Below are 10,943 nucleotides of genomic sequence, written 5' to 3' on the forward strand. Positions count from 1 at the left end.
GGGCGCAAGGAGCAAGGCATGACGCGCGTTCGCAAGGCCGGCGACGGCCGTAACCGGGTGCTGGCCGCGATCCACGCTGGCGCCAAGAAGCTCGGCCTCTCCGAGGACGTCTACCGTGACCTGGTTGAGCGCGTTTCCAAGGAGCACGGGGCCGCCCAGCGAAGCGCCGGCAAGTGTGATCGCCGGCAGCTCGATGCGATCGCCAACGAGCTGCGTCGCCTGGGTGGAATTCCCGCCAAGGCGGCGTACGCAGCCAAACGTTGGGCAGGCCGCCCCAAGGGCGACCTATCCCCTCAGCTGTCCAAGATCGAAGCCCTGCTGGCTGATTCGGGGCGTGAGTGGGAATATGCCCATTCGGTGGCCCGCCACATGTTCAAGGTAGGACGCCTGGAATGGTGCAACCCGGATCAGTTGTCCAAAGTGATTGCCGCTCTTCAGATCGATGCCAATCGCCGCGCCCGGCGGGAGGCCCCTTCGGCATGAAGTCGATGGAGGCCCGCCGCCATGAACTTCTCAGCGAGATCGCCGAAGTGGTGGCAGGTCTGCTGAGTCGTGAGCATGCGCTCCCAACCAAGGTTGCTGACCTGGTGGGATCAGCGGTGGCCGATAGCCTGGCTGAACACTGGGGCGGACAGACCATCACATACCCGAAGGACGCGCACTTCAAAGCTACGCAGCGGGAGATCGAGATTTTGCGGGCCTACCTCGCCGGCACCTCTACCGCTAAACTTGCACACGACACCGGCATGCACGAAAGAAGTATCCGTCGGTTGATTCGCCGGGCCCAGGCGCGGGCAGGCGAACTGGATCAGCTGGATCTCTTCGTCTGATTCAGGGATTGCACCAGGCGCAACGGCTTTTCATATCAATCCGCCATTGTCAGCCTTCTTCCGGGGTCTTCCGGCAAGATATCTCGCAGTTCCCCCCTGATATATCTCACCCCTGAACATCAGGCTGTCACTGCAGGGCGGTGCCGTCCATGCCACGGCGCCGCCGCCGGGCAAGGGCACCTGAACGGCCTTCAGCGTCCTGCCGCCGCCCCCTGGCGATGGCCAAGCGGGTGCTAGAATCCGCTCTTTCCTTTGCCGTTGCAGCGCCCCCATGCACCTGTCCCTGCTCAAGACCAAGATCCACCGCGCCACCGTCACCCATTCCGAGCTGAACTACGAAGGCTCGATCGCCATTGATGACAACCTGCTGGCTGCCACCGGCATCCGCGAGTTCGAGCAGGTGCACATCTGGGACGTGACCAACGGTGCGCGCTTCTCGACCTACGCCATCCGCGCCGAAGCCGGCAGCGGCGTTGTCTCGCTCAACGGTGGCGCCGCGCGCCACGTGCAGGTCGGTGACATCATCATCATCGCAGCGTTCGCCAGCATGACCGAGCAGGAAGCTGACAGCTTCAAGCCGAAGCTGGTGTACGTTGATGGCAAGAACCAGATCACCCACACCAACGACACGATCCCGACCCAGGCCGCATGACAACGAACAACGGATTCGACTCGCTGCATTCCCACGCCCAGCGCCTGAAGGGCGCAAGCATCCCCGGCCTGCTCGCCGCCGAACCCGGCCGCGTGCAGGACCTGGCGCTGCGGGTCGGTCCGTTGTACGTCAACTTCGCCCGGCAGAAATACGATGCCGCGGCGTTGCAGGCTTTGCTGGCGCTGGCTGCCGACCGTGATGTCGGTGGTGCCATCACCCGCCTGTTCCGTGGCGAGCAGGTCAACCTGACCGAAGGTCGCGCCGCGCTGCACACAGCACTGCGCGGCGACGTGGTCGATGCGCCGGTGGCGGCCGAGGCCTATGCCACCGCGCGCGAGATCCGCCAGCGCATGGGCGTGCTGGTGCGCGCGCTGGAAGACAGTGGCGTGACCGATGTAGTCAGTGTCGGCATCGGTGGTTCCGACCTTGGCCCGCGCCTGGTCGCCGACGCGCTGCGTCCGGTCAGCGGTGCGCGCCTGCGCGTGCATTTCGTATCGAACGTGGACGGCGCGGCCATGCAGCGTACGCTGGCCACGCTGGATCCGGCCAAGACCGCCGGCATCCTGATCTCCAAGACCTTCGGCACCCAGGAAACCCTGCTCAACGGCCAGATCCTGCACGACTGGCTGGGGGGCAGCGGCCGCCTGTACGCGGTCAGTGCCAATCCGGAACGTGCCGCAAAGGCCTTTGCCATCGCCGCCGATCGTGTGCTGCCGATGTGGGATTGGGTCGGCGGCCGCTATTCGCTGTGGTCTGCGGTCGGTTTCCCGATAGCGCTGGCGATCGGCTTCGAGCGCTTTGAACAGCTGCTGGAAGGTGCTGCGCAGATGGATGCGCATGCGCTGGATGCACCGCTGGAGCGCAACCTGCCGGTGCTGCACGGCCTGACCGACATCTGGAACCGCAACCTGCTGGGCCATGCCACGCATGCGGTGATGACCTACGACCAGCGCCTGGCGCTGTTGCCGGCCTACCTGCAGCAGCTGGTGATGGAAAGCCTGGGCAAGCGTGTGCAGCGTGATGGCCAGCCGGTCACCACCGATACCGTGCCGGTGTGGTGGGGAGGCGCGGGCACCGATGTGCAGCACAGCTTCTTCCAGGCACTGCACCAGGGCACCAGCATCGTTCCGGCCGACTTCATCGGCTGCGTGCACAACGACGATCCCTACACGATCAATCATCAGGCCCTGCTGGCCAATCTGCTGGCGCAGACCGAAGCACTGGCCAATGGCCAGGGCAGCGACGACCCGCACCGTGATTACCCGGGCGGCCGCCCGAGCACGCTGATCCTGCTCGACGCGCTGACCCCGCAGGCGCTGGGTGCGCTGATCGCCATGTACGAACACGCCGTGTACGTGCAGTCGGTGATCTGGAACATCAACGCCTTCGACCAGTTCGGTGTCGAACTGGGCAAGCAGCTGGCCAGCGGCCTGCTGCCGGCGCTGCAGGGCGAGGATGTGGCCGTTGCCGACCCGATGACCCGCGAGATCCTTGCGCAGCTGAAGGGCTGAGGCTCTGGTAGTGCCGGCCGCTGGCCGGCGACCTCATGAACGATTGAAGCATCACCTGGTTGCCGGCCAGCGGCCGGCACTACCATGAAGGGCGTGGTGCCTCAGCGGCTCGGGTCGCGTTCCGGGCTGGGCCGCTTGGCCAGCTTGCGCTGCAGCGAGCGCCGGTGCATGCCGAGCAGGCGCGCGGCTGCCGACACATTGCCGCCGGTCTCGTGCATCGCCTGCTGGATGTGTTCCCACTGCAGGCGGCTGATCGGTGTCATCGCGTCGGGCACTTCCATTTCGCCATCGTCGGCCGGGCCGTCATCCTCCTCGCCCAAAGCGCGAAGGATCATCGGTACCGTGGCTGGCTTGGGCAGGTAATCGTCCGCACCGAGCTTGATCGCTTCCACCGCAGTGGCGATGCTGGCGTAGCCGGTCACCAGCAGGATGCGCATGTCCGCGCGCAGCGCACGCAGCGGCTGGATCAGCGCCAGGCCGGAATCGCTGCCCAGCTTCAGGTCGATCAGGGCGAACGCGGGTGGGTGCTGGCGCTGGCGGCATCCTGCGCGGTCTGCGTTTCAAGTCCCTTGCGGGCCAGGCTGCGCTGCAGGGTGCGCAGGTACAGTTCGTCGTCGTCGACCAGCAGGCCGAGGGTTGAGGCGCTCATGGGGTTTCCTCGCGTGGGGCCAGCGGCAGGCGGAAGCCGACGCGGCTGCCGGCCCCCTGGGCCGGGCGCATCCACATCTCGCCGTCGAGGCGTTCGATCGTGGCATGGGACAGCGCCAGGCCGACCCCCATGCCTTCACTCTTGCTGCTGCCGAACAGCTTGCCCGGCAGCACCGCGGCGCGCGCGTTGAAGCCGTGGCCGTAGTCGCGTACTTCGCCGATCAGATCGTCGCCTTCGATGCGCAGGTCCAGGTCCACGCGCGGCCGGCCGGCCTGTTCGCCGGCATCGGCGGCATTGTTGAGCAGGACCATCAGCAGGTGGCCCACGCCCGGGTCGAGCGGCAGCCGCAGCGGCGCATCATCGTTGCGGTGCAGGTCGATGGTCGGTCGCACCAGGCGCCATTGCTCCAGCACCTGCTGCGCGCTGGAATGGCTGCGTCCGGGCGCATCGGCCGAGGCCGGTGCGGCCAGCGCCAGCACGCGCTCACGGCACTGCACCAGCAGCTCGCGCAGGGTTTCCATGTCCTCGCGCACTTCCGGCTCTTCACTGCGTTCGGCCACGTCGTCGGCGAGCAGGGTCATGGTTGCCAGCGGCGTGTTCAGTTCATGCGCCACCGAGGCGGCATGGGTGGCCAGGGCGACGATGCCCTCGTTGCGGGCGAAGCGTTCGCGCAGGGCCGAGAGTTCCAGTTCGCGCTGGCGCAGCGCCAGCGCCAGGCGGGTGGAGAAGGCCAGTACGACCGCCGCGGAAATCAGGAAATTGGCGACCACGCCCCAGCGGTTGAGGTCCTGCGCGCGGAAATAGCCGTCCGGCAGGGGCTGGCCGAAGATGCCGCTGGCGGCGTAGCCGAGCAGGCAGGCCAGCGCGACCGCCAGCGCCCAGCGCAGGGGCAGGGCGAACGCGGCCAGTGCGATCAGGATCAGGAACAGCGAGCTGAACGGATTGGCCATGCCACCGCTCCAGCCGACCATCCAGGTCAGGATGATCACGTCCACCAGGATGTGGCCGAATGCAGTCAGCGGTGCGGTGTCGGCCGCTTCCGGGCGCAGCTGGGTGTAGATGTTGAACAGGGTCAGCACCGCCACGCCGGCCCACAGCGGCAGCTGCGGCAACGGCAGCCCCAGCACCCAGGTGGCGACCAGGATGGTGGCGGCCTGGCCGCCTACTGCAAGCCAGCGCAGGCTGCACAGGGTTCGGAGAAACGGGGCGTCGGGACCGGTCATTCACGCTCATCGTATGCGTTCGCGCGTGACCGTGCCTGCGACAATCGGCCGCAGCCGTGCCGCCGGCTGAATGCGAGTCACCCCGAATGCAGGGCCGGGCGGTAGAATGCGCCCATGCACGACGCCGTCACCCGCCCGACTCCGCCCTCCGATGCCACTGCCTGGCCGCGCCGCCAGACCCATGCCGTCCAGATCGGCGGGGTCACCGTGGGCGGAGGCAAGCCGGTGGTGGTGCAGTCGATGACCAACACCGACACCTCCGACGTCGCCTCCAGCGTGAAGCAGGTGGCCGAGTTGTGGCGTGCTGGTTCGGAGATGGTGCGGCTGACCGTCAATACCGTGGAAGCCGCTGCGGCGATCCCGCGCATTGTCGACAAGCTGGCGATGATGGGCATCGACGTGCCGCTGATCGGCGATTTCCACTACAACGGCCACCAGCTGCTGACCGCCGAACCGGCATGTGCCGAAGCACTGGCCAAGTACCGCATCAACCCGGGCAACGTCGGCTTCGGCAAGAAGAAGGATCTGCAGTTCGCCCAGCTGATCGAATTCGCCATCCGTTACAACAAGCCGGTGCGCATCGGCGCCAACTGGGGCTCGCTGGACCAGGCCCTGGCGGCGAAGCTGATGGACGAGAACAACCTGCGCGAACAGCCCTGGGACGCCGGCCGCGTGCTGCGCGAGGCGCTGATCCGCTCGGCGCTGGATTCGGCCGAGCAGGCGGTGGAGCTGGGCCTGCCGCGCGATCGCATCGTGCTGTCGGCCAAGGTCAGTGGCGTGCAGGAGCTGATCGCGGTGTACCGCGACCTGGCGCAGCGCTCCGACTTCGCCCTGCACCTGGGCCTGACCGAGGCCGGTATCGGCAGCAAGGGCATCGTGGCATCGTCCGCGGCGCTGGGCGTGCTGCTGCAGGAAGGCATCGGTGACACCATCCGCATCTCGCTGACCCCGGAGCCGGGCCAGTCGCGCACGCAGGAAGTGATCGTCGCCCAGGAACTGCTGCAGACCACCGGCCAGCGTGCCTTCACGCCGCTGGTCACGGCCTGCCCGGGCTGCGGCCGTACCACCTCCGAGTTCTTCCAGGAGCTGGCCAAGGTGGTGCAGAACCACGTGCGCGAGAAGATGCCGCTGTGGAAGATCCACCACCCGGGGGCGGAGAACATGACCCTGGCGGTGATGGGCTGCATCGTCAACGGGCCGGGCGAATCGCGTCACGCCAACATCGGCATCTCGCTGCCGGGCACGGGTGAGACGCCTGCGGCGCCGGTGTTCGTCGATGGTGAGAAGAAGGTGACCCTGCGTGGCGACAACATCGCCCAGGAGTTCGTCGCCCTGATCGACGATTACGTCGAACACACGTATGTCCGAAGCGCCGGATAAGCCTGCGATCCTCGCCGCACCGGAGTCCGCCTCCGGCTTCCGCCACTGGATGGCGCGCAACGCCTGGCGCCTGGTCCTGTTGTTCGGTGGCGTGCTGCTGCCGTTGGCAGGCTTTGTTGCCCTGGCGGACGAAGTGCACGAGTTTGAATCGTTCCATTTCGACGCGCCCCTGCTGTGGCAGATGCATGGCCTGCATTCGCCGTGGCTGGACCGCTTCTTCGTGCTCATCTCGAAACTGGGCTACGAGTGGTTCCTGATCCCGGCCGACGTGCTGATCATCGGCGTGCTGCTGGGCTACCGGCGCTGGCGCGAGGCGACCTTCGTCGCGGTCAGCTTCGTAGGGTCGGCGCTGCTGAACATGGGCAGCAAGCAGTTCTTCCAGCGGCAGCGCCCCAGCCTGTGGGAATCGATCGCGCCGGAATCGACGTTCAGCTTCCCGAGCGGGCATGCGATGGGTTCGATGACCCTTGCCGTGACCTTGGTACTGCTCGCCTGGAACACCCGTTGGCGCTGGCCGGTACTGATGCTGGCACCCGCGTTCAGCCTGCTGGTAAGCGTGTCGCGGGTCTATCTGGGGGTGCATTACCCCTCCGACATCCTGGCCGGATGGTGTGCCGCGCTGGTTTGGGTGGTAGGGTGCTATCTGGTCATGTTCAGTCGCCGGCACCCTTGGCGACGTCACGGCCCGCCGCCAGCGAAGGCCAGCGAAGCACCAACACAGGGGGTTTGACGTGGATGGCCCTTGAGGGACGTCTACGTGATAGATCAGTTGTTTCGTTGCAGCAGGTTCTGCAAGACAGGGGGCAAGCACAACGCGCGGTACTGTGATGCGCAAGGCAGATCGCCGATGCCGCATTCCGGACGCGCTTGCAGGGTATCGGCACCCTGCCTAGCTTGACCTGCAATGGCCGCATTCGAAGAGGTACATGAATGACGATTCGAGTCTACCTGGTGGATGACCACGCGCTGGTCCGCACCGGTATGAAGATGATTCTGTCGGGGGAAACCGACATCGAGGTGGTGGGCGAAGCCGAGACCGGCGAAGACGCGCTGCGTGAAGTCCGCCAGCTGCTGCCGGATGTGGTGCTGTGCGACCTGCACCTGCCGGGCGTGAGCGGCATGGAAGTGACCGAGCGCATCGTCCGCAGCCACCGCAATACCCGCGTGGTGATCGTGTCGGTACTGGAAGACGGCCCGCTGCCCAAGCGCCTGCTCGAAGCCGGTGCGGCCGGTTACATCGGCAAGGGCTGCGATGCGCAGGAACTGCTGCGTGCGGTGCGTGATGTGGCGGCCGGTCGTCGCTACCTGGGCACCAGCATCGCGCAGAATCTGGCGCTGTCGACAGTGGAAGGCAATGGTTCGCCGTTCGACAACCTGTCGCCGCGCGAGCTTGAGGTGGCGCTGTTGCTGACCCAGGGCCTGCGCCAGGAAGACATCGCGCGGCGCCTGAGCCTGAGTGCGAAGACGGTGAACACGCACAAGGCGCGGTTGTTCGAGAAGATGGGGATCCACGACAACATCGCGCTGGCGCGGATGGCCAGCCAGTACGGGTTGGTGGATCCGGCACGGCCGCTGTAAGGGGTCCGGCCAACGGCTGAGCCCCTCTGCGCAGGGGACGCCGTGAATCCATCCCTGGAGGCTCGGGCGCGCCATCCATGGCGCTTACGCCCCTGCGCAATCCCTCCGCAGGGCCACGGACGGTTTCCGTGCGCCGCCACTGCGGAATGAAGAAGGAAGAGCAGGAGCGGGTCGCGCGCTTTGCGCACTCGTCGCCCGGGGTCGGATCCCTTTCCCGGTGGGAAAGGGCTCTGACCCCTGATGATGCCGGAGCCGAGCGTGGGCTCGGCTCTGCACCTTTGTCGGGCTCAGTGGCCGCGTACGCGCTGGATGATCTTGGCGGCGTCTGCGGCGCTGGCGCGCACCTTGTCCCATTCGCCGTTGGCGATCCAGTTGCCCGGCACCATCCACGAACCACCGATGCAGACCACGTTCTTCTGCTCGAGGTATTCGGCGGCGGTGTTCTCGGTGATGCCGCCGGTCGGGCACAGCTTCAGGTCCGCCACCGGGCCGGCCAGTCCCTTGATCATTGCCAGGCCACCCACAGCCGTGGCCGGGAACAGCTTGCACACGCGGAAGCCGCGGGCGTAGAGCGACAGCAGCTCGGTCGGGGTGGCCGCACCCGGCACCACCGGCAGCGGTGCGGCGGCCAGTGCATCAGCCAGTGCCGGCGGCGTACCCGGGGTCACCAGGAAGTCCGCACCCGCATCGATCGACTGCTGCATCTGCTCCACGGTCAGCACCGTACCGGCACCCACCACCACGTCCGGCAGCTCGCGCTTGAGCATCGCCAATGCTTCCATCGCCACTGGCGTACGCAGGGTCAGCTCGATCGCCGGCAAGCCACCTTCCAGCAGCGCCGCACTGACCGCCCGCGCCTGGTCCAGCGTATGAATCGTCACCACCGGCAGGATGCCCGCCGCACGCAACAGCTCCGCCGCCTTCACCTGATGTTGTTCGATACCCATGCTTTTGCCCTTGCCTTTTGCTCTTCTTGATTCAGTGGCCGCAGCGCAAATGACGCGCCGGGAATTGTCCAAGGGCAGTAGAGCGCCCTGGCCGGGACCGTGAGCGGCATGGATGCCGCGACCGAGCCCCCATGGATGGGTTTACGGCGTGTCCCGGCCAGGGCGCTCTACTGCCCAGGCCGGGAAGCCTGCCGCGGCTTTTCGCTTCAGGCGTCCTTCGCCTCATGCGGCGCCGCCGCCGCTGCGGCATCGTGCCCCAGCTCATATTCCGCGTCGTACTCCCACGGCCCGCCATCAGCCGCCGCCGGCCCGCACGAAATCGAAATCGCACCCTGATCAGCCGGACCCACCACGCGACGGTTGATCGCGAACAGGTTGCGGCCCAGGTCATGCGCAGCCGGTGCTGTGTTCGGCGCCAGCGGACGTGCCGCCCATTCGGCCGCGTCCACCAGCACTTCCAGCGTGCCAGCCTCGCCATCCAGGCGGATCATGTCGCCCTCGCGGACCTTGGCCAGCGGACCGCCGCGTGCCGCTTCCGGCGTCACGTGGATCGCCGCCGGAATCTTGCCCGAGGCACCGGACAGGCGACCGTCGGTGACCAGCGCCACGCGCCGGCCCTGGTTCTGCAGCAGGCCCAGCAGCGGCGCCAGCGAATGCAGTTCGGGCATGCCGTTGGCACGCGGGCCCTGGTAACGCACCACCGCCACGAAGTCCTGCGGCAGCAGGCCACCGGCGTGCAGCTTGTTCAGCACCTGCGGTGCATCGACCACCACGGCCGGCGCTTCGATCGTGCGGTACTGCGGCTTTACCGCCGACAGCTTGATCAGCGACTTGCCGAGGTTGCCGCGCAGCAGGCGCAGGCCGCCCTGGTGCTCGAACGGATTGTCGACGCCACGCACCACTTCGTCATCGGCGCTGCGTTCCAGGCCCGGCAGATAGACCAGCTGGCCATCGCGCAGCTGCGGTTCGCGTGCGTAGTCGGCCATGCCGCCGCGCGCCACGCTGACCAGATCGCCGTGCATCAGGCCCGCCTTGATCAGCTCGCCGAACACGAACGCCGGGCCGCCAGCGGCCGCGAAGCGGTTCACGTCGGCCTCGCCGTTCGGATAGACGCGGGCCAGCAGCGGAATCAGCTGCGACAGTTCGTCGAAATCGTCCCAGGTCAGCACGATACCGGCGGCACGCGCCACTGCGATCCAGTGGATGGTGTGGTTGGTCGAACCGCCGGTGGCCATCAGCGCGATGACCGCGTTGATGATCGCGCGCTCGTCGATGATCCGGCCCAGCGGACGGAAGTCGTCGCCCAGTGCGGTGATGTCCAGTGCACGTTCGGTCGCCTCGCGGGTCAGCGCGTCGCGCAGCGGCGTGCCCGGATTGACGAACGACGCGCCCGGCAACTGCACGCCCATCGCTTCCAGCAGCACCTGGTTGGAATTGGCGGTGCCGTAGAAGGTGCAGGTGCCGGCGCCGTGGTACGAGGCGGACTCGGCTTCCAGCAGCTCTTCGCGGGTGGCTTCGCCGGCGGCATAGCGCTCGCGCACTTCCGCCTTCTGCTTGTTGGGGATGCCCGGGGTCATCGGGCCGGCCGGCACGAACACCGCCGGCAGGTGGCCGAAGGCCAGCGCACCGATCAGCAGGCCGGGCACGATCTTGTCGCACACGCCGAGGTAGACGGTGCTGTCGAACATGTCATGGCTGAGGCCGATCGCGGTCGCCTGCGCGATCACATCGCGCGAGAACAGCGACAGTTCCATGCCGCCGCGGCCCTGGGTGACGCCGTCGCACATCGCCGGCACGCCGCCGGCCACCTGTGCCGTAGCACCGAGCTCGCGGGCGATCTCGCGGATCTGCTCCGGATAGGTCTCGAACGGCTGGTGCGCCGAGAGCATGTCGTTGTAGGCGGTGATGATGCCCAGGTTCGGCGTCACGCCGCCGCGCAGGCGGCTCTTGTCGGTGCCGCCACAGGCGGCGAATCCGTGGGCGAGGTTGCCGCAGCTCAGGCGGCTGCGGAACGGGCCTTCGCGCAGGGAGGCGTCGATCGCGGCCAGGTAGGCGGCACGCGAGGCGGCGCTGCGGCGGATGACACGCTCAGTGATGGCTTGCAGTTGCGGATGGAGGCTCATTGGCTACCGGCGTTCAAGGTGGCGAGAGGCAAGCGGCGGCAGGGCGCCGC

General features: G+C 67.2%; 10 protein-coding genes and 1 pseudogene. 7 read left to right on the top strand and 4 right to left on the bottom strand.

Annotation, left to right across the window (positions count from 1 at the left end):
* The 4 genes from O0K41_RS16640 to pgi form a co-directional block, all read left to right on the top strand.
* Positions 1-483, top strand: a 483-nt coding sequence (locus tag O0K41_RS16640; RefSeq protein WP_308304536.1) for a regulatory protein GemA, incomplete at its 5' end; no start/stop codon positions are given.
* Positions 480-830, top strand: a complete 351-nt coding sequence (locus tag O0K41_RS16645; RefSeq protein ID WP_158230112.1) for a Mor transcription activator family protein — start codon at positions 480-482, stop codon at positions 828-830. The genes O0K41_RS16640 and O0K41_RS16645, both read left to right, overlap by 4 nt.
* A gap of 271 nt (positions 831-1,101) precedes the next feature.
* Positions 1,102-1,482, top strand: coding sequence for an aspartate 1-decarboxylase (gene panD, locus O0K41_RS16650; protein ID WP_005409061.1), 381 nt, complete (start codon positions 1,102-1,104; stop codon positions 1,480-1,482).
* On the top strand, positions 1,479-2,993 hold the full coding sequence (gene pgi / locus O0K41_RS16655) for a glucose-6-phosphate isomerase (protein ID WP_164222895.1): 1,515 nt from the start codon (positions 1,479-1,481) through the stop codon (positions 2,991-2,993). The genes panD and pgi overlap by 4 nt, the downstream gene beginning before the upstream one ends.
* 101 nt (positions 2,994-3,094) lie before the next feature.
* On the opposite strand, the pseudogene O0K41_RS16660 reads toward pgi, so the two are convergent.
* Together O0K41_RS16660 and O0K41_RS16665 are read right to left on the bottom strand one after the other, a co-directional pair.
* Positions 3,095-3,642 (bottom strand): annotated as a pseudogene (locus O0K41_RS16660) (response regulator transcription factor).
* The gene (locus O0K41_RS16665; protein WP_049451033.1) at positions 3,639-4,865 is read right to left on the bottom strand and encodes an ATP-binding protein; all 1,227 of its coding nucleotides are present in this window, start codon (positions 4,863-4,865) and stop codon (positions 3,639-3,641) included. The pseudogene O0K41_RS16660 and the gene O0K41_RS16665 overlap by 4 nt, the downstream one beginning before the upstream one ends.
* Before the next feature lie 114 nt (positions 4,866-4,979).
* Between O0K41_RS16665 and ispG the strand changes: the two genes are divergently transcribed.
* From ispG to O0K41_RS16680, 3 genes are all read left to right on the top strand, one after another.
* Entirely contained in the window at positions 4,980-6,245 is a 1,266-nt protein-coding gene (gene ispG, locus O0K41_RS16670) for a flavodoxin-dependent (E)-4-hydroxy-3-methylbut-2-enyl-diphosphate synthase (protein ID WP_005409065.1), read from the top strand.
* Positions 6,226-6,975 carry a phosphatase PAP2 family protein gene (locus O0K41_RS16675; RefSeq protein ID WP_005409066.1) on the top strand — a complete coding sequence of 250 codons (750 nt, stop codon included), beginning with the start codon at positions 6,226-6,228 and terminating at the stop codon, positions 6,973-6,975. Before ispG ends, O0K41_RS16675 begins: the two co-directional genes overlap by 20 nt.
* A 200-nt stretch (positions 6,976-7,175) precedes the next feature.
* Positions 7,176-7,823, top strand: coding sequence for a response regulator (locus tag O0K41_RS16680; protein WP_005409067.1), 648 nt, complete (start codon positions 7,176-7,178; stop codon positions 7,821-7,823).
* A gap of 287 nt (positions 7,824-8,110) precedes the next feature.
* On the opposite strand, the gene eda is transcribed toward O0K41_RS16680, so the two are convergent.
* Together eda and edd are read right to left on the bottom strand one after the other, a co-directional pair.
* Positions 8,111-8,770, bottom strand: a complete 660-nt coding sequence (gene eda / locus O0K41_RS16685) for a bifunctional 4-hydroxy-2-oxoglutarate aldolase/2-dehydro-3-deoxy-phosphogluconate aldolase (RefSeq protein WP_005409068.1) — start codon at positions 8,768-8,770, stop codon at positions 8,111-8,113.
* Positions 8,771-8,976: 206 nt separating this feature from the next.
* Positions 8,977-10,893, bottom strand: coding sequence for a phosphogluconate dehydratase (gene edd, locus O0K41_RS16690; protein ID WP_005409069.1), 1,917 nt, complete (start codon positions 10,891-10,893; stop codon positions 8,977-8,979).
* Between the last annotated feature and the right edge of the window lie 50 nt (positions 10,894-10,943).

This window comes from Stenotrophomonas sp. Sm2128 (assembly GCF_030985535.1).
GTDB classification, from domain to species: domain Bacteria; phylum Pseudomonadota; class Gammaproteobacteria; order Xanthomonadales; family Xanthomonadaceae; genus Stenotrophomonas; species Stenotrophomonas maltophilia.

What these genes read in the sequence shown, in the direction of transcription:
- O0K41_RS16675 (WP_005409066.1), top strand. Translation starts at nt 6,226, where the DNA reads ATGTCCGAAGCGCCGGATAAGCCTGCGATCCTCGCCGCACCGGAGTCC.
- eda (WP_005409068.1), bottom strand. Translation starts at nt 8,770, where the DNA reads ATGGGTATCGAACAACATCAGGTGAAGGCGGCGGAGCTGTTGCGTGCG.
- panD (WP_005409061.1), top strand. Translation starts at nt 1,102, where the DNA reads ATGCACCTGTCCCTGCTCAAGACCAAGATCCACCGCGCCACCGTCACC.
- pgi (WP_164222895.1), top strand. Translation starts at nt 1,479, where the DNA reads ATGACAACGAACAACGGATTCGACTCGCTGCATTCCCACGCCCAGCGC.
- O0K41_RS16665 (WP_049451033.1), bottom strand. Translation starts at nt 4,865, where the DNA reads ATGACCGGTCCCGACGCCCCGTTTCTCCGAACCCTGTGCAGCCTGCGC.
- ispG (WP_005409065.1), top strand. Translation starts at nt 4,980, where the DNA reads ATGCACGACGCCGTCACCCGCCCGACTCCGCCCTCCGATGCCACTGCC.
- O0K41_RS16645 (WP_158230112.1), top strand. Translation starts at nt 480, where the DNA reads ATGAAGTCGATGGAGGCCCGCCGCCATGAACTTCTCAGCGAGATCGCC.
- O0K41_RS16680 (WP_005409067.1), top strand. Translation starts at nt 7,176, where the DNA reads ATGACGATTCGAGTCTACCTGGTGGATGACCACGCGCTGGTCCGCACC.
- edd (WP_005409069.1), bottom strand. Translation starts at nt 10,893, where the DNA reads ATGAGCCTCCATCCGCAACTGCAAGCCATCACTGAGCGTGTCATCCGC.